The 18,082-nt window shown below is 59.0% G+C and carries 17 protein-coding genes (1 of these 17 cut by a window edge); 7 read left to right on the forward strand and 10 right to left on the reverse strand.

Annotated features, from left to right (window positions below):
- The 5 genes from GJA_RS28300 to GJA_RS27310 form a co-directional block, all read left to right on the forward strand.
- Window positions 1–1,454 carry the 3' portion of a DUF2345 domain-containing protein gene (locus GJA_RS28300; RefSeq protein ID WP_038492472.1) on the forward strand. It extends 10 nt beyond the left edge of the window, so 1,454 of the gene's 1,464 nt are visible here — the last part of the coding sequence; its start codon lies beyond the left edge, outside the window; it ends in the stop codon at window positions 1,452–1,454.
- A gap of 50 nt (window positions 1,455–1,504) precedes the next feature.
- Window positions 1,505–1,939: a hypothetical protein gene (locus tag GJA_RS11995; RefSeq protein WP_144241504.1), complete on the forward strand. Its 435-nt coding sequence runs from the start codon at window positions 1,505–1,507 to the stop codon at window positions 1,937–1,939.
- 414 nt (window positions 1,940–2,353) lie between these two features.
- Entirely contained in the window at window positions 2,354–2,815 is a 462-nt protein-coding gene (locus tag GJA_RS27305; RefSeq protein ID WP_144241505.1) for a hypothetical protein, read from the forward strand.
- Window positions 2,816–2,967: 152 nt separating this feature from the next.
- Window positions 2,968–3,426 carry a hypothetical protein gene (locus tag GJA_RS12000; protein ID WP_197539793.1) on the forward strand — a complete coding sequence of 153 codons (459 nt, stop codon included), beginning with the start codon at window positions 2,968–2,970 and terminating at the stop codon, window positions 3,424–3,426.
- A complete protein-coding gene (locus GJA_RS27310) occupies window positions 3,401–3,643 on the forward strand; it encodes a hypothetical protein (protein ID WP_144241506.1) in 243 nt (80 codons plus the stop codon). The genes GJA_RS12000 and GJA_RS27310 overlap by 26 nt, the downstream gene beginning before the upstream one ends.
- 6 nt (window positions 3,644–3,649) lie before the next feature.
- Here the strand turns inward: GJA_RS27310 and GJA_RS12005 are convergent, their stop codons facing one another.
- Window positions 3,650–4,390, reverse strand: coding sequence for an SDR family oxidoreductase (locus GJA_RS12005; RefSeq protein ID WP_038492478.1), 741 nt, complete (start codon window positions 4,388–4,390; stop codon window positions 3,650–3,652).
- 95 nt (window positions 4,391–4,485) lie between these two features.
- On the opposite strand from GJA_RS12005, the gene GJA_RS26690 reads away from it, so the two are divergent.
- Both GJA_RS26690 and GJA_RS12015 read left to right on the forward strand, forming a co-directional pair.
- Window positions 4,486–5,595, forward strand: a complete 1,110-nt coding sequence (locus GJA_RS26690; protein ID WP_167541105.1) for an alpha/beta fold hydrolase — start codon at window positions 4,486–4,488, stop codon at window positions 5,593–5,595.
- Window positions 5,596–5,776: 181 nt separating this feature from the next.
- Window positions 5,777–6,709 carry an alpha/beta fold hydrolase gene (locus tag GJA_RS12015; RefSeq protein WP_038492484.1) on the forward strand — a complete coding sequence of 311 codons (933 nt, stop codon included), beginning with the start codon at window positions 5,777–5,779 and terminating at the stop codon, window positions 6,707–6,709.
- Between the two features lie 54 nt (window positions 6,710–6,763).
- Here the strand turns inward: GJA_RS12015 and GJA_RS12020 are convergent, their stop codons facing one another.
- From GJA_RS12020 to GJA_RS12060, 9 genes are all read right to left on the reverse strand, one after another.
- Window positions 6,764–7,687, reverse strand: coding sequence for a DUF535 family protein (locus GJA_RS12020; protein ID WP_051780722.1), 924 nt, complete (start codon window positions 7,685–7,687; stop codon window positions 6,764–6,766).
- Window positions 7,688–7,751: 64 nt separating this feature from the next.
- Entirely contained in the window at window positions 7,752–10,841 is a 3,090-nt protein-coding gene (locus GJA_RS12025; RefSeq protein ID WP_038492487.1) for an efflux RND transporter permease subunit, read from the reverse strand.
- Window positions 10,831–11,991: an efflux RND transporter periplasmic adaptor subunit gene (locus GJA_RS12030; protein ID WP_051780724.1), complete on the reverse strand. Its 1,161-nt coding sequence runs from the start codon at window positions 11,989–11,991 to the stop codon at window positions 10,831–10,833. The genes GJA_RS12025 and GJA_RS12030 overlap by 11 nt, the downstream gene beginning before the upstream one ends.
- Complete coding sequence (locus GJA_RS12035) at window positions 11,991–13,280, reverse strand: TolC family protein (protein WP_038492490.1); 1,290 nt, start codon at window positions 13,278–13,280, stop codon at window positions 11,991–11,993. The genes GJA_RS12030 and GJA_RS12035 overlap by 1 nt, the downstream gene beginning before the upstream one ends.
- On the reverse strand, window positions 13,277–13,687 hold the full coding sequence (locus GJA_RS12040; RefSeq protein WP_038492493.1) for a hypothetical protein: 411 nt from the start codon (window positions 13,685–13,687) through the stop codon (window positions 13,277–13,279). The genes GJA_RS12035 and GJA_RS12040 overlap by 4 nt, the downstream gene beginning before the upstream one ends.
- A gap of 164 nt (window positions 13,688–13,851) precedes the next feature.
- Window positions 13,852–15,225 carry a sensor histidine kinase gene (locus tag GJA_RS12045; RefSeq protein WP_038492496.1) on the reverse strand — a complete coding sequence of 458 codons (1,374 nt, stop codon included), beginning with the start codon at window positions 15,223–15,225 and terminating at the stop codon, window positions 13,852–13,854.
- A gap of 2 nt (window positions 15,226–15,227) precedes the next feature.
- Entirely contained in the window at window positions 15,228–15,923 is a 696-nt protein-coding gene (locus GJA_RS12050) for a response regulator transcription factor (RefSeq protein ID WP_038499647.1), read from the reverse strand.
- A 135-nt stretch (window positions 15,924–16,058) separates the two neighbouring features.
- A complete protein-coding gene (locus GJA_RS12055; protein WP_038492499.1) occupies window positions 16,059–17,639 on the reverse strand; it encodes a M56 family metallopeptidase in 1,581 nt (526 codons plus the stop codon).
- Complete coding sequence (locus GJA_RS12060; RefSeq protein ID WP_038492501.1) at window positions 17,636–18,013, reverse strand: BlaI/MecI/CopY family transcriptional regulator; 378 nt, start codon at window positions 18,011–18,013, stop codon at window positions 17,636–17,638. Before GJA_RS12060 ends, GJA_RS12055 begins: the two co-directional genes overlap by 4 nt.
- Window positions 18,014–18,082: the final 69 nt, after the last annotated feature.

Genomic DNA, 18,082 nt, shown 5'->3' on the forward strand with positions numbered 1-18,082 from the left:
TGCACTGGAGCGCGGCGCAGACGCTGGCGTCGGTATCGGCCCAGGCCACCGGCCTGTTCACGCATGCCGGCGGGATCCAGGCCATCGCCGGCAATGGGCCGCTATCGCTGCAGGCCCATACCGACCAGCTGGAAATCCTGGCCGACCAGGCCATCACCGTGATATCGGTCAACGACGTCATCGAGATCAAGGCCAATCAAAAGATCACGCTGCAGGCTGGACAGTCGTCGATGACGCTGGAAGGCGGCAATATTACCTTCGCCTGTCCGGGCAATTTCACGGTCAAGGGAGCGCAGCATGTGTTCGATGGCGGCGCCAGCGCCGTTCCGGCCACGATCCCCTTGCCGGACACCCGCCTGAAATTGTTTGATGAGGCTTTTGTACTGAAAGACCGAGATACCAGCGAACCGATGCCACGCCAGCCTTACCGCGTCAAGCGCGAAGATGGCAGTTATGAAGAAGGCATGACCGACGAAAAAGGATTGACCCATGTGATCGCGGCAGCGACAGCCGAGGCTTTGGTAATCGAACTATTAAGCATGCCCGCTGCCTCCACTGCGCCGATCGAACCGTCGTCTAAGGCGCCGCCTCCCGCTGGTCCGAAATTCAAGCAGGCTGGCAACTCAAGCACCACTCCTCGCGAGATCAAGGGCCGCAAGGAAGTGCTGGTCAAGCTCCCTGCCTGCTGGGTGGCAGACTATGAGAAGGAAATTATTGTTCCTTCGACCGGCCACTATGCGCAAGCATATCAAAAGGATGGTTCGCCACACGAGTATGAGGATACGGTCTGGTATAAGATCTATGCGCCGGTCAAGTCGAACCAGGCTATCGTGGTCGAGGTGCGCTTCAAGATTATCGCCGTACTCGATGCCGCGGGCGAGGCGCTCGAAGCTTCGGACAAGGGGACGCCGGCTGCGGCCCTGCGGGCAAAACAACGCGCAGCCGCGCTTGACTATGTGAAACCACGGGCCGTTAGTGGTATCGAAGGCAATTGGAACAATAAATTCAAACTTGAAATCGACGATACGCAGTGTGGCAAAAGGGTCTTGCCGATTGTATACAAGGTAATGTGGGTCGATTCCGGCCAACACTACACGATGCAGGTGCACAAGCGCTACGATCGCGAAGATGTCACCGGCAATGTAATGAATGTTTCGACTTCGACTGCATTAACGACTTTCGCGCACGAATTCGCGCATTGTGTCGGCTTGCCGGACGAGTATTCTTATACCGAAAATGACGAAACGGTCAAATATTTCAAACCTGACGGCTCGCTGGACGAGGCAATCGATTGCCCGGTTGACGGTAAATTTCCTGACGACCCGACGGCAACCATCATGTCCAATGCGGAAGGTGCACGAATCATCAAGCGGCATGGCTGGAATATTGCAATCGAAGTGCAGGAATTATTGACCAAAAAAATTGGCCGGAAAATAAAATGCGATATCGTCTAGGACTCATCATAGCCGTGTTTCACCTTCTACCATCTCACGCAGAAAATATCATGAACGATACGCCACCTATTTCGATCGATTTACAGTGCGTCCATCACACCGGCTGCATCTATGATGGGAAAGATATTTTAGTCAACATTTTAATTAAAAACGACAGCACGAAAAGTGTTGGTTTTCCATTGGAATTTTTACGAAAATCGGGGCCGATCATCAAATTCATCGACACCGACACCGGCAAAAATACCTATGGCCGCAGGGGATTGGCCAATCCCCTGCTGAAAACGAAATTCACCCAAATTCCGCCAGGCGCGACCATCTCCATGGAAACCGCACTACACAAGGAGCAGCTCGAATCCTTCAAGATCAAGAAAGTCGACATCACGGCAGAAGTCATTATCAAGACCAGACTGCAGATTGAAGGGGCTACGGAACTGAGTGAATATCAGGGGTCATCGACCATTCGTATCGTTGAAAAAAGTGACTAAGGGCACCTGCCAAAAAATCCATGGCAGCATTACATTGCCTTGATTTTTTTGTTAGACGTTCTAAATTCCATTGGCAAGTTTATTGGGAAGCGATGAAAAAACTGACGCTGTTCAAATTATTATTGTTATCCCATATTGTCTCACTGGCACCGCTGACATCAAGAGCAAAGTTGCCGATACCACTTATGCTGAATAACAACAGCTGCCTTATAAAGGCAAGCTAGAAAATTCATGGGATCTGGACGACCAGAAAGGCCGTCATCCTTTACTGCTATCGTCATTAAAACGACCATCGCAAGAGCAAAGAAATCCCAATCATGACGAACGCACCGAGCTCTATGCGGTGTATTACAGCATGGTCAATCGCGCCAGGAATGGGCCATCAACGACTTTATCGATTGCCCCGGACTCGATTTGAGCGCATCGTTCTTTGGCGATGCGGTCACATTCACCGACTTGAACGGCTATAGCGTGGTGGAAGTTACCGTACCGTACAAGATGTTTTGCGGCGGCGGCATCGACACTGATGCCAAGGGACAGACAAGTTTACGATACGTGGCGAATCACTGGTCAAGATACCCAGCCAGGAGGAGTTTGGCGGTACCAGCAAAAGCGACCGGAGTTTGTCACTGCCTGACACTGCCTGAATATGCGGCATTCAAGAAGCATCTGCAAACGGTCTGGAAAAAAAGTCTATGTCAAGCAATACTGATACGCACCTCGAATAATCGACTTGCGAAAGATGAGGTGTCCGGAAAAATTAGACCACAGCAAACTACCGCTCAAAAGATAACAATATTTTTTGGCGAAAACGGCACCTCTTACGAAGAAGTCACAAGGAAGTTTAAATGGCTAGCGCTAAATTTCTTGCAATAAATACTTTTTAAAAGAAACAATCACTTATAGATGATAAGTTAAAATCAACAGCATAAATGCATATCCTTGTAGAGACCCATACAAAGATGATTCAGGAGAAGAGCTTCATTGTGGACATACCGCACTTCATATCAAAAATGAAAAATTTTATTATGAAAGAAGAGAATTGGAAGAATTTTATGGCTTTTTTATTGGGAGCACTGGCATCAACTTCTCTCTGCCTCTCTCTTTATTTTATATTGGATTGCAAAAAAATCACTAAAATTCATCAGTTAAAATTCCCTCTTTTGTTGACAAGTGATGCAGATCAAAATGGCATCAGCCTATTGCCAAAAGGAACGGTGCTGTATTTTGACAAGGCTTTTCCTGAAGGATTTACACGTTACAAGGTTTACATTAACATAGATCGTATGCCATTAAATCTGAAAGATCTCGATGATCCGACGCTCATTAGCCCACTAGAGGCTTCTCCTCTTGATAAACCCTCGTTGCAAAAATTACTGCAAAGTTACCCTCTAAGCAAGGATGACTTAACAAGCATATTGAAGTCAAATAAAATTTCCAAGGATGAAATAAAGGAAATTTTTGAAAATTATTTGTCTAAAGATTAGCGGCGGCGGTATCAATACCGATACCGTCAAAGTCATCATGCGCCAAGGTCAAAACAAGTTTGCGATACATGGCGAATCCCTGGTCAGATACCCGGCCAGGCAGAATTTGGCGGTACCAGCAAAAGCGACCGGAGTCTGTCGCTGCCTGAATATGCGGCATTCAGGAAACATCTGGAAAAAAATCTATATCAAGGCCGCCCGAATTGATCAGGCGTGAACAGTTTCAGCGCCCGCCGGACACCTCGATAAAGCTGCCGGTGGTATAGCTCGCTTGCTCGGACAACAGCCACATCACGGCTTGCGCAACTTCCTCCGGCTGGCCGCCGCGCCGCATCGGCACGACGTTTTTCAGACGCTCGACGCGTTCCGCTTCGCCGCCGCTGGCGTGCATCTCCGTATAAATCAGGCCCGGCCGCACGCCGTTGACGCGGATGCCCTCGCCGGCCACTTCCTTGGACAGGCCGATGGTCAGCGCATCGAGCGCCGCTTTGGACGCCGCGTAATCGACATATTCGCCCGGAGAACCGAGCACCGCCGCACGCGACGACAGGTTGACGATGGCGCCGCCATGCCGGGTCGACATGCGGCGCACCGCTTCGCGCGCGCATAAAAAGCTGCCGGTGATATTGGTGGCGAAAATACGGTTCAGGCGTTCCGCGTCCATCTGGTCGACGCGCATCTGGCGCGCCAGGATGGCGGCATTGTTGACCAGCGCATCAAGGCGGCCGAAACGCCGGTCGATGGTCTCGAACATGGCGAGCACCGCGGCTTCGCTGGCGATGTCGGCCTGTAATGCCAACGCCGTGCCGCCAGCCGCCGTTATTTGTGTGACGACCAGTTCGGCGGCGGCGCGGTTGGCCAGGTAATTGACGCATACCGCATACCCCTGGCGGGCCGCCAGCGCGGCGGTAGCGGCGCCGATGCCGCGGCCGGCGCCGGTGATCAACATGGTTTTATGGCTCATATCGCTGCTGCTTCCCTTTACTTTTCATGTCTGCGGGGGATAACCATAACACGCCTTTTTCGATTGTCCCGAGGTTGCCCTATTCATATAGTGCCATGCGCATCCAGAACACGATCGCGCGCGTATATGCTAAAAAAGCGACAGCGCACGCCCCGATATCTTCGGATCGCTTAAAAAAAGTGGCTGGCGCCACCCGCAAACATTATAGTAATAAGTGCCTCAATGTTTTTTTAATACTACTTCGAGTTGAAATAATGAATAAAATAATAACTATTCTGGCCGCTGCCAGTCTTGCAATGAGCACTGTTGCGGCGCATGCCAGCCCTCAACCCTCCAATCTGTCACAGGGACCGCACGATGTCGATGTAGGCGAAGTCAGCCTGCATTATGTGGTCAAGGGCCAAGGGCCGCTGCTCTTTATGGCCTCTCCCGGCTGGGGTGCGGGTTCAAACTATATGCAGAACAGCATGACGCCGCTGGAACAGAACATGACGCTGATCTACATCGATATGCGCGGCAACGGCAAGTCCACCCGTCCGGTCGACCGTGCGCGCATGTCGCAATCGGCGATGGCCGATGACATCGACCGCTTGCGCGTGCTGCTGGGACAGCAGAGCATCAATCTGCTGGGGCATTCCGACGGCGGGACGATTGCGATTGAATACGCGCTGCGTCATCCGGAACATCTGGATAAGGTTGTGCTGGTCGCCCCCTATGTATTGGGCGATACCGTACACGGCGCGGCCACCAAGGCGATCCTCGATTTGTGGACCGACGATCCCCACTATCGCGACGCGATACGCGAAAAGAGGAAGCCCGATGACGGCAAGGAATTGACGGATCAGGGTTTTCAGAAATACATCGAAACCATACTGCCGCTGTATATGTCGGATCCGGTCCGGTTTGCCCCGCAACTGGCGTCGACCTTTGGCGACACCCGCGTTGCGGCCTATGCGCGGTACGCTGAAAATTATTCGAACAAGCTTGCGCCGCGCAACCAGGCCAAGGAACTCGGCAAGATCAAGGCCAAGACCTTGATCATCAACGGCACGGTCGATTGGGTATGCCCTTACCAGATGGCGCAGCAGACGCAGGCCGCTATTCCAGGTTCGCGCTTGAGTCTATATGCCAACAAGGCGCACTTTCCATGGCTGGAAGACCCTCAGCGATTCTTCAAAGAAACGTCTGAATTTCTGTTGAATTAAGGCACACCAAGCTGTCCGCGGCGAATACCAGCGGCGCCGGATGTGTATCAGCCTTGCAAGCCGGTGCAGGCCAGGTCGGCAATCTGTCCCGGCAAGGCCATGCAAAGTTACCCTATGGTGACAAACTGTTTTAATATTTACAACACCACTTCGAGATAAAACAATGAAGAGAGTAATAACCATGCTGGCTGCCGCCAGTTTCATGATGAGTACTGTTGCAGCGCATGCCAGCCCTCAACCCTCCAATCTGTCACAGGGACCGCACGATGTCGATGTAGGCGAAGTCAGCCTGCATTATGTGGTCAAGGGCCAAGGGCCGCTGCTCTTTATGGCCTCGCCCGGCTGGGGTCCCGGTTCAAACTATATGCAGAACAGCATGACGCCGCTGGAACAGAACATGACGCTGGTCTACATCGATATGCGCGGTAACGGCAAGTCCACCCGTCCGGTCGACCGTGCGCACATGTCGCAATCGGCGATGGCCGATGACATCGACCGCTTGCGCGTGCTGCTGGGACAGCAGAGCATCAATCTGCTGGGGCATTCCGACGGCGGGACGATTGCGATTGAATACGCGCTGCGTCATCCGGAACATCTGGATAAGGTTGTGCTGGTCGCGCCAAATGTACTGGGCGACACGGCGCGCCGCGCTGCCCTCAAGGGTATCCTTGATTTGTGGGCCGACGATCCCCACTATCGCGATGCGATACGCGAAGTGAGGAAGCCGGATGATGGAACGGAATCAACGGATCAAGGTTTTCAGAAATACATCGAAACCATACTGCCGCTGTATGTGTCGGATCCGGTCCGGTTTGGCGCGCAACTGGCGTCGACCTTCGGCGACACCCGCGTTGCGGCCTATGCGATGAGCGCTGAAAATTATTCGAACGAGCTTGCGCCGCGCAACCAGGCCAAGGAACTCGGCAAGATCAAGGCCAAGACCTTGATCATCAACGGCACGGTCGATTGGGTATGCCCTTACCAGATGGCGCAGCAGACGCAGGCCGCTATTCCAGGTTCGCGCTTGAGTCTATATGCCAACAAGGCGCACTTCCCATGGCTGGAAGACCCTCAGCGATTCTTCAAAGAGACGTCCGAATTTCTGTTGAATTAAGGCGCGACAAGCTGTCCGGCGCCGGCTGCGGATACCAGCGGCGCCGGGTTCTTATCAGCCTTGCAGGCCGGCCCAGGTCAAGTCGGCTATCTGCCCCAGCAACGCCTGGCGCTTGCGGGCTTCGGAACGCTTGTTCGACGCAATCGCCTGATAATCGATGGCGGGCCAGCGGCAAGGCATGTCGAAATCGCCGTCGGCACGGGGGCGGGCGCCCATTTCCAGCCAGGTTGCATCGTAGTCCGCGTGCACCAGGCCCTTGCGTAACTGGCGCCCCAGCACCCGATTGACATTGCCTGCCAACACCATATCGCGGCATTCGAGATTCAGGCCGATATGCTGCACCAGCCGCACCATCAGCGCCTTGGGCCGCAAACCGAACAAGTCGCGGGTGGCCTGGCGGATCCGTTCGACGCGCTCCTCGCCCCGTCCGCCCTGCAGGCAGCCGACCGCGATGCCGGCGGCACCGGACTGGCACGACAAGGTGAAGGCAATCGAAAACACCACCTCATGCCGCTGGAACAATTGCAAGACCATTTCCCCTTCGCGTTCCATATTCACCAGCGCGACCAGGCGGATTTGATAGGTGGCGCCCGATTTGCCGTCGAAGCTGGCCAGCAATACCGGCGCCGCGGCGGCGCGCTGCACCAGGCCGGCCAGGCCATGCCGCAACACCAGCCGGTAATGCGATTGCAGCAAGGCCAGCCGTTGCTGTCGGTCCAGGCGCCGGCTCAAATACGGCCGGTAGATTTTTTTCAGCAAGCCCGGCGATTCGTGGGCGATGCAAGTCAGCACCGGCGTCGAATTCCAGAAACCGATCCAGTCTTGCGTCAAGCGATAGTGCAGCCAAAAACGCGGCAACAGTTTCAGCGATTCACGCAGGTAGGGAAAACCGGCGCTGGCCGCGTTCAGCACGGTACGCAAGCGCACCGGCTCGGGCGCGCGGGTCAGCCGCGCTGCTTGAGGGACGGCATTACCCATGCGGAAAACCAATCATCCCGACGCTGCGGGAAATACGTATCATCCAATCATTCATCACGCCGGCTTATACACTTTCTTTTTTCTCAGCAAAGAATGGAAATACCAGCGGCAACAGCAGCAAGGTAAAGAAGGTGGCCGATACGATGCCGCCGACGATCACCACCGCGAAGGGACGCTGGGTTTCCGAACCGATGCCATGCGATAAGGCGGCCGGCAGCAAGCCCAGTCCGGCCATCAGCGCGGTCATCAGGATAGGCCGCAGGCGCAGCACGGCGCCAGCCACGGCTCTGTCGGCCAGCGATGGGGTGCCGCGGGCGAGGTCGATGATTTGCTCGACCATGATGACGCCGTTTTGCACCGAAATACCGGCCACGGCAATGAAGCCGACCGCCGCCGACACCGAAAAGTGCAAGCCCGCCACCGCCAGCCCGGCGATGCCGCCGATCAGCGTGAATGGCACGATGGACAGGATCAGCAGCGCCTTGCGCACCGAGCGGAAGGCCCAGAACAGCAGCGAGAAAATCATCAGCACGGTAATCGGCACGATCACTTCCAGCCGTTTGACGGCGCGCTGCTGGTTCTCGAACTGACCGCCCCAGGTGATTTGGTAACCTGGCGGCAAATGTACCTGGGCCGCCACTTTTTGCTGCGCCTCGGCGACAAAACTGCCCTGGTCGCGGCCCAGCAAATTGGCCTTGACCGACGCATTGCGCAGGCCGGCTTCGCGGCTGATGCGCGCCGCACCTTGCCGCACGTTAATATGCGCCAATTCCGACAAGGCGATCGTGCCTGCGCCGCCCGGCAAGGAAATTTGTAAATTGGCGACATCGGCTATGGCCGAACGGGCCTCCCGTTTCAGCCGCACGGTCAGGTCGAATTGCCGGTCGCCTTCATAAAAAGTATTCACGGCGGTGCCGGCCAGCGCGGTCTGGATCGCTGTATTGACGTCGGCTACGTTGATGCCGAGGCGGGCGATGCGGTCGCGGTCGATCACGATGTCGAGTTCGCTCTGGCCGCCGATCTTGATCGCGGCCACGTCGGCGGCGCCGGGAATGGCGCTCAGGATGGCGGCGATTTGCTCGCTTTTCCGGGTCAGCACATCCAGCTCGGGGCCGGAAATCTTGACCGCGATCTCCCCCTTGACGCCGGACAGCGCTTCTTCAACGTTGTCTTCAATTACTTGCGAGAAATTGGTCGGCACGCCCGGCAGACGGCGGATCTTGGCGGAAATGTCGGCGATCAGCGTTTCCTTGTCGGCGAAACGCCAGCCGCCGCGCGGCGTCAGGTCGGCCAGGATTTCCATATTGTTCGGCCCTTTCGGGTCGGTGCCGTCGTCCGGACGGCCGACCGCCGAAATCACATTGCCCACTTCCGGATAACTTTTCAGGATCGCGCGCACCTGGTGCTCGGTCTGCTCCGTCTTTTCCAGCGCGCTCGAGGTCGGCAAGGTGACGGTCAGCCAGATATTGCCCTCGTCCAGTTTCGGCAGGAATTCGCTGCCCAGCAGCGGCGCCAGGGCCAGCGTCAACAGCAGCAAGCCGCCGGATGCGCCCAGCACGATAAACCGCTGCCGTTGCGCCGCCAGCAGCATGTTGCGGTAGCGCTGCTGGAGCTTGGCCATCCATGCGCTATGTTTTTCCTGCAAGGGATGGCGCTTCAAGACCCAGCCCAGCAGCGATGGCACCAGCGTCATCGTCAGCAAGATGGCGCCCAGCATCGCAAAACTGAGCGTCAACGCGACCGGCGAAAAGATTTTTCCTTCGACCCGCTGGAAGGTATAGATCGGGATGAAGGCGACGATGATGATGGCTTTCGCGAACAGGATAGGATGGCCCAGTTCCAGCACGGTTTCCTTCAGCGTGCGCTGCCGGCCGGCATAGGGCCAAGCGCCGTCGTTTGCCGCATGCTGTTGCAAGGTCAGGCGCACCATCAGCGCCTCGACCAGCACCACGGCGCTGTCGATGATGATGCCGAAGTCGACCGCGCCGAGCGAAATCAGGTTGGCCGGGATGCCGCGCGCGTCCAGCATGATGAAGGCGAACAGCAGCGACAGCGGAATCACGGTGGCGACGATCAGCGCGGCGCGCCAGTTGCCGAGGAAAATGATCAGGATGGCGATCACCAGCAATGCGCCGACCAGCAGGTTTTCGCCGACGGTGCGCACGGTGTGGTTGATCAGGTCGGTACGGTCGTAAATCGTCTTCAGCTTGACGCCGGCCGGCAGGCGCGCATTGATGCCGTCGATGGCGACCTTGATATCGGCCACGACCTTGGCGGCATTGCTGCCCTTGCTCATTTGCACAATGCCTTCGACCACGCTGTTTTCATTATTGAACGCCACCACGCCGGAACGCGGGCGGTGGCCGATGGTCACCTGGGCCAGGTCCGACACCAGCACTGTCTTGCCATTCCTGGCGCTAACGATGACACGGCCGATATCGTCCAGGCTGTTAAAGATGCCGATGCCGCGCACCAGCAGCGATTCGTCGCCGCGCCGCACCAGGCCGCCGCCGACGTTGGCGCTGTTATTGGTCAGCGCGCCGCTCAGCTGGTCGATGGTGACGCCGTAACGTTTTAACGCATCCGGATCGGCTTGCACCTGGTATTGCTTGACGGTGCCGCCGAAACTGACGACATCGGCCACACCCGGCACCATGCGCAGGCCGGGCCGTATCACCCAGTCTTGCAGCGCGCGCACTTCATTGGCGTCCATGCCGGGCGGCGCTTCGACGATATAACGGTAGATTTCACCGACCGCCGTACTCAGCGGCGCCAGGCCCGGCTGTATGCCGGTCGGCAAGGTGACGTTTTGCAGCTTTTCCAGTACTTGCTGACGCGCAAAATAATCGTCGGTGCCATCGGCAAAGGTCAGCGTGACGATCGACAAGCCGCTGATGGTCACCGAACGCAACTGAGTTTGATGCGGCACGCCGCTCATTTCGCGTTCGATCGGCAGCGTCACCGAACGTTCGACCTCTTCCGGCGCCTGGCCCAGGTATTGGGTGACGATCTGCACCTGCACGTCTTGCACGTCGGGAAACGCTTCGATCGGCAAATTACTGAAGGCGCGATAACCGAACACGGCCAGCGCAAAGGTCAGGATCAGCACGAAAACGCGCTGGGCCAGCACAAAATCGATCAGTTTACTGAGCATTGGAAGCGGCCTCGGCATTTAACAGGAGTGCGCCTTCGGTGACCACGCGCTCACCGCCGCGCAGTCCGGCGGTGATAAAACTGGTGTCGCGGCCGCGCAGGCCGACGCTGACGCGGCGCTTTTCAAACTGTCCCGGCTGTAATTCGACAAACACATAATCGTAAATACCTTCGACAAACAGGCTGGTATTCGGCAACGCCACCGCCTGTGGGCTGCCGGCGCCGGCCAGGAAGGACACCCGGGCATACATTTCCGGTTTCAATGTCAAGTCCGGATTGGCGATCGCGCAGCGCACCTGCACCCGGCGCGTGGCCGGATCGAGCGCCAAGCCGACCCGTTCCACGGTGGCGTCGAAATGCCGGCCGGGATACGCATCGGTTTCGACGCTGACCGCCTGGCCGGCGCGGATCGCGCCGGCATACCGCTCCGGCACGTCGACCATCACCCATAAATGGCCCAGGTCGCTGATGACAAACAACGGCGCCGGCAAGTCCGGCCGCACTTCCAGGCCCGGATTGATTTGTTTGTCGGCAATGGTGCCGCCCAGCGGCGCGCGCAAGCCGAAACGGCCCTGTTCCTGGCCGCCGGCGTTCAGGTTTTTCATGCGCAGCGACGCGCGCCGGGTTTCCGCCTGCGCTTGCTGGAAGCCGGCCTGCGCCGCTTCCAGGTCCTTGCGCGGCAATACTTCGCCGTCGAACAGGGTTTGCGCGCGCTGGTAGGCCAGCCGCTTATAGGTTTCATCGGCTTGCGCCTTGCGCCAGTCGGCGTCGGCGGTGGCCAGCTCGGGGGCGTCGATCACCGCCAGCAGCGCACCGCGCTTGACGATATCGCCCGGTTCGCCATGCATGGCGGTCACCCGGCCGGCGATGGGCGAGCTGACCCGCGCGGTCAGGTTTTCATCGTAGGCGATGCGGCCATTCAGCGGTTCCGACACCGGCAGCGCCACGCTGTGCAGCGCCGCCACTTTCAGCGACGACAATTGCGGCGCATCCGGTGCAAAACGCACTTGCCCGGCCGGCACGGTGGCCGCGGCCTTGGCTAGCGCAGCCTTGTTGTCTGGCGACACGTGTACAAAATGCACGCCGGCGCCGATCAGGCCGGCGGCCACCAGCACGGCAGCCAATTTATTCAGGTTCACTTGCACGATCATTATGGTTTGCCTTCGGAGATGGCCGCCGTCCAGGCAGCCAGTGATTTTGCGTAATCGGCGTGCGCCGCCACCGCTTCCAATTGGGTGCTGCGCCAAGTGCGGCGCACATCGAGCAAGTCCATGATGCCCAGCGCCCCATGCTGGAATGCAAATTCGGCGGCGTCGGCCGATTTTTTCGCCGCGGCCAGCAAGCCGTCGTCATAGCGCCGCGCCCGTTCATACGCGCTGCGGGCCTGTTCGGCGCCGAGCAGCACATCGCTGCGCGCCTGCTTGCGGGCCCGTTCCAGGTTTTCCTCGGCGACATCGACCGCAACTTCGGCGGCACGGATTTCGCCTTGGTAGCCGTAACGCAGCATCAGCGGGATTTGCAGCGCCACGCCGTAGCTATTGCCGCTGCCCTGGGTATTGCTGATGCTGGTCGGGTAATGCTCAGCCTGGATACCGACCGTGATGTCGGCGCTGCGCGAGGCCAGCGCAAGCTTGCGCGAGGCGATCGCCGCATCCAGCCGCGACTGCGCCGCCAATACGTCGGGACGGCGGGCCAGCATGCTGTCGGCCTCGGCCGGATTCGGCGGCGGGGCCGCCGGCCAGTCGGTCCCGGCATCGGCCAGCGGCATGGCGGGGCGCTGGCCGATCAGCAGCGACAAGCTCATCCGCAAGGTGTACAGATCGGATTCGGCTTGCGCCGCGTCATTGTGGGCGCGCAAGGTATCGACTTGCACGCGCGCCACATCGGCGACCGCCAGGTCGCCCGCTTTCTGGCGTTTGACGGCGGCCGCCAGGCTGCTGTCGAACAGCGCCGCGCTTTGCCGCGCCACGTCGAGCCGGGCGCGCCCGGCCATCACATCGTAATACGCCTGGCTGACCAGCAAGCGCAGTTGACGCCGTGCATCGTGCAAATCGTCACGCGACGCCTGTTCCAGATGTTCGGCGGCGGCCACGCGGAAAGCACGCTTGCCGCCCCGCTCGAACAATTGGTCGATGCGCACCGAACTGTCGACGGTCTTGCTGCGCAAGCCGCCGGCCCCGATACCCGCATACGGATTGATATTTGCGGTTTGCAAGCTCAATACCGGATTCGGCGGCGCATTGGCCGCGACCACGGCGGCGCTGGCGCTATCGACGCCCAGCGCCGACACGCGCAGATCGGAATTATGTTGCTGGGCGTAGCTGATCGCTTGTTCCAGGCTCATGGCGTGCAATTCGGCGCTGCGGGTATTGGGCGAGACGGCGACGGCGGCCGCCAGCGACAAGGCGCCCAGCGCACGGCTGATCGGGGTGGTTTTCATGGGGACAGGAACTGTGTGATGCGCGACAATTTGCCGAGCGAGCAATCTTCGGGCCACAGCTCGACCTTGTCGCCGAGGGCAACTTGCTGGCCGTCAGGCAATAGCGCCACTTCGACCAGCATGCGCCGCACATGGTGGTAATGAATCTTGACGTAGCGCTGCTGCGCCAATTGTTCGGCCGGCAACTGGGCCAGGCAAGCGGGCAAGCTGTCGCGCGGCGTATCGGCGTCATAAAAGCCGGCGATGTCGCCATGCTTCGCGCCGTGCCGCCAATCGACGCTTGCTGGTTTATCCGATGCGCAACTGCTGAGCAACGATGCCGACAATAACGCCGACAAGAATGTGGGCAATGATGTGGACAATAAGGCCGGCGTCGGCAATGCGGCGCCGGTGAATGAAAAGGCCATGGTGCTCCCGCTCGATCGCGGCGGCCAGGGAGTGGCCACCGTCAGGCGCGCAGTGTCGATAGCACACGCTGCGCCAGCGCATGATAGGTGGAGTGACCTTTCGGCAACATGTCTTAGACATTACCAAATGGTAATGTTGGCTGATGCAGCTATGGATTACTGCCTTACTGATGGTCCAGCGGCAGGAAGATACTGGCGATCAAGCCGGGCGCCGCATCGCTCAATACAAACCGGCCGCCATGCAGGCTGGCCGTCGCATGCACAATCGACAAGCCCAATCCATTACCGGGCAAGCTGCGGCTTTTATCGAGGCGGTAAAAGCGCTGGGTGACCTTGTCGAATTCGTCGCCGGGAATGCCGGGGCCGTTATCGCAGACGGCAATCGCCACCTGCCCCGCTTCCCGGCTGGTGCGTACTTCGACGCTGGCGCCCGGCCCGGCGTATTTGATGGCGTTGTCGATCAGGCTGGCAATCGCGCTGGCCAGCAAGTTGCGGTCGCCATACGCCATCGCTTGCGGCAATAGCGCAGTACCCAGCCTGATATCGCGCTCCTCGGCGCTGGCTTCGTACATTTCCACGATATCAAGCGCGATCCTGTTCAAGTCGAGCGCCTCGAACAAATGGCCGCGCATGCCCGATTCCGCCTCGGCGATTTGCAGCAGCCGTTCAAACAGGCGTATCAGGTCATCGATATCGTCGATGGCGTTTTGCGCCGTGCCGGCCCACGCATGAACCGTCATGTCATGCCGCAATGCTTCGTCGAGCTTGCTGCGCACCCGGCCCAGCGGCGTGCGCAAGTCGTGGGCAATGGCGTTCGACACGTGGCGTATGCCTTCCATCAACTGCTCGATGCGGTCCAGCATGCGGTTGATATCGCGGTTCAACAAATTGAATTCATCTTTTTCCGACACCGTATCCGATACCGGGATGCGCCGGCTCAAGTCGCCGGCGCCGATTTCCAGCGCGGTGCGGCGGATCTGGCCGATGCGGCCCTCGATCTGGGCGCGGAACAGCCAGGCGCCGATCACCGTCAGCAGCAGCGACAGCGCCGCGCCGGAGACCAGCGCGCGCCAGACCAGTGCGCGCACCGCTTCCTGTTCGCTCAAATCGCTGCCGACCACCAGCAAGCCACCGCTGCCAAGGCGGCGTATCAGCAGCCGCGCCGGCGTCAAACTACCGTCGCGCGCCACTTCGCGGCTATACAGCACGCCGATTTCGGTGTCCGACATCGGCCACGGCGTCAGGTTGCCGGCCAGCTTGGTGTCCTCGGCGTCCAGCACCAGGAAGATTTCGCGGTCATTGTCTATGCCGTCGGTCAACTGGTGGCGCACTTCGCTGATCAGCTCGGCATCCGGCCGGCCCTGGTATTGCAGGATCAGCCGGTCGGACAAGACGCTGACCTTGCTGTCGATATTGCGGTCCAGCACGCCGATGGTGCCGACATAAAATACCGCCGACACCACCATGATCGAGGCCGTGGCGAGCAAGCCGTAACCGATCACCAGCTTGGCGGCGATCGACGCCCTGAGTCTAAACATCGCTAAACATCGGCCTGGGCCGGCTGGATCGACAGCCGGTAACCGGCGCCGCGGATGGTGTGGATCAGCACCGGCGTGAAATCCTTGTCGATTTTGTTGCGCAAGCGGCTGATCTGGACGTCGATGACATTGGTTTGCGGGTCGAAATGATAATCCCACACGCCTTCCAGCAACATGGTGCGCGTCACCACCTGCCCTTCGTGGCGCATCAGGTATTCCAGCAAGCGGTACTCGCGCGGCTGCAGGGAAATCATCTGGCCGCCGCGCGTGACGCGCATCGCGCGCATGTCCAGCGTCAGGTCGGCCACTTGCAGCACGCTGCTTTCCTGGCCCGGCGCGCTGCGGCGCAGCAGCGCTTCTATGCGCGCCAGCAATTCGGCGAATGAAAACGGCTTGCTCAGGTAATCGTCGGCGCCGCCGCGCAAGCCCAGTACGCGCTCATCGATATTGCCCAGCGCACTGACCACGACGACCGGGGTTTTCTTGCCCAGGCTGCGCAAACGGTCGATGATGGCCAGGCCATCCATCTGTCCCGGCAACATGCGGTCGAGGATGATCACATCCCAGCCTTCGCCGACCGCATAGTCGAGCCCGTCGCTGCCATTGTCACAGGCGGTGACGGAATAGCCGGCTTCCCGCAAACCCTTGCAGATATAACGGGAAGTATCGGCTTCATCTTCGATAACCAGGCAACGCAATCTGATGCTCCTCTTGATGGTGTCCTGTAAAAACGCCAGCATAAGCGCTGGCCTTGCGCTCACGCAAGAGGTGTTTTATTTCAGATTGTATAAGCGCACCGCCAGACCTGATTGCGGCGCGGGCGGTGCCGCAGCTTATTGCACCGGCTGGTAGCGGGTATCGATCACCTTGCCATGCGCATCAAACAGGATGGCCCAGTCCAGCACGCCATGTTCATGCTGGGCACGGTAGACATCCCAGCCGTTGGTATTGATGCCTTGAAATTGGGTCGACAATACCGGGCCGTATGGCGCCATCGATTTGCGCAGCTCCGGCAGATGCCGTTCCAGCAATTCGGCAAATTGCGGCGTCATGTCGTCTGGATAGAAACGTCCCTGGAACGCCACCTCTATGCTGCGCCGCAAGACCGGCTCGCCGCCCTCGGTGGCTTTTTTCCCGGTCACCCGCTCGGCGACGCGCTGGTAGACTTGCTGCATCGCCTCACCGCTGATACGCGTGGCGACCCGGTCGTCATCGCCCAGGCGTATCGTCAACGACGTGGTTTGCCCATTGGCGTCCTTTTTAAAGCGCACTTGCAGCGGCGCCTGGTAGCTGATGAAGGCATTGTCCCCCATCGGCTGCAGCAGCACCGGCTTTTGCCCGCTCACCAGCAGCGACAACTGTTCATCCTTGCGGGTGACGATGGCGGCTTGCATGTCGTTCAACTGATAATCGCCGGCAAAAGTATCGAGCATGCCTTCAGGAAGCAATACCGCCATGCGCGGGATCATCTTGGGCACGAACTCCTCCTGCGCAAAAGCTGGCGGACTGATTTGCGCCACCATCGCGCACATGCCGACCGCCAGCAGCGCGCACAGCGGCGTGCTGAAACCGCGGCGCTTGCGCCGTCCCATCAGGCGGATCCGCTGTTCCAGCGCAGAACCGGATTCGGCCATGCCGGTAGCACCGGCCAGCATGCCGGAGCGGCGCTGCGCCACATCGAGCAAGGCCAGGCCATATTGCTGCAGATCGTGGCCTGCCTTCAGCACACGGGCGTCGCAATCGACTTCGATCGCCAGCCGCAGGCGCCGCAGCAACCACCACAACGGCAGATTCCACGGCATCAGCACCACGGCCAGCAAGGCCAGCATCAGCAATTGCGGATCGCGCGCATCGAGGTGGGATTGCTCATGGGCCAGCACCAGCCGCTGCTGTTCAGGCGGCGCCGACATCAGCCATACCGGCAGCACGATACGCGGCTGGAAAAAGCCGATCGCCGCCGGTCCGGCCGCGGGGCTGAGCAACACATCGGTGCCTTGCACGGTGTTGCGCTGCCAGCCGCGACGCTGCCACGCCAGCAGCAGCGCGGCGCCGCCGAACACCAGCAAGGTCGCCGTCGACAGCCCGATCCAGACGGTTTTAAGCGCCTGGTCGCTGACATAAGCGCCATCAGCGCCTTGCCGCAACGACAGCCAGCCATCCTGCGCCGGTAGCGCGCCAATGTACGGGGCTGCGTGTGCGGCGTCCACGTTGCTAACAGGCAGAGTCGCACCATAATCGCGCGGCGCATGGAACAACACCGGACCGGCGGCCGGTACAATCAGCGCGGCGGCGATCGCCAGCGCCCAGGCCCAGCGTCCGGGGATGCGCCAGGCGCGGGCCGCGGATTCAAACGCCAGTGCGGCGCCGCAAAACAGCAGCGTCACGCTGAGTGTATAAGTCATCCAGGCCATCATGATTTTTGCTCCTTGCCACTTTGTTCGGCGAGCAAGGCGCGCATGCGCTCCAATTGCTCGGCACTCAGGTTCTGGTCCGACACCAGATGGGTGAACAGCAATTCCGCCGAGCCCTTGAACAGCTTGCCGGTCAGGTGGCGCAAAGCGCTCTTGCGCGCGGTCACCGGTTCGATGGCCGCGTGGTAACGGTGGCCGCGTCCCTCTTCGACATGCGCCACATGGCCCTTGGTTTCCAGCGTGCGCAATACCGTCAGCACCGTCGTATAGGCCAGCGGCACATCCAGCCTGGCTTGCACTTCGGCGACTACCGACGGACCGTTATCCCACAAGATTTGCATGACATCCGACTCGCGGTCGGTAAATGAAATATCCATGATTCCCTATCTACTAAAAGTTTAGTAGATAGTATCCGCAGAAAATACCGTCGTCAACTAATACTTTAG

The organism is Janthinobacterium agaricidamnosum NBRC 102515 = DSM 9628, assembly GCF_000723165.1.
Taxonomy (GTDB): Bacteria; Pseudomonadota; Gammaproteobacteria; order Burkholderiales; family Burkholderiaceae_D; genus Janthinobacterium; species Janthinobacterium agaricidamnosum.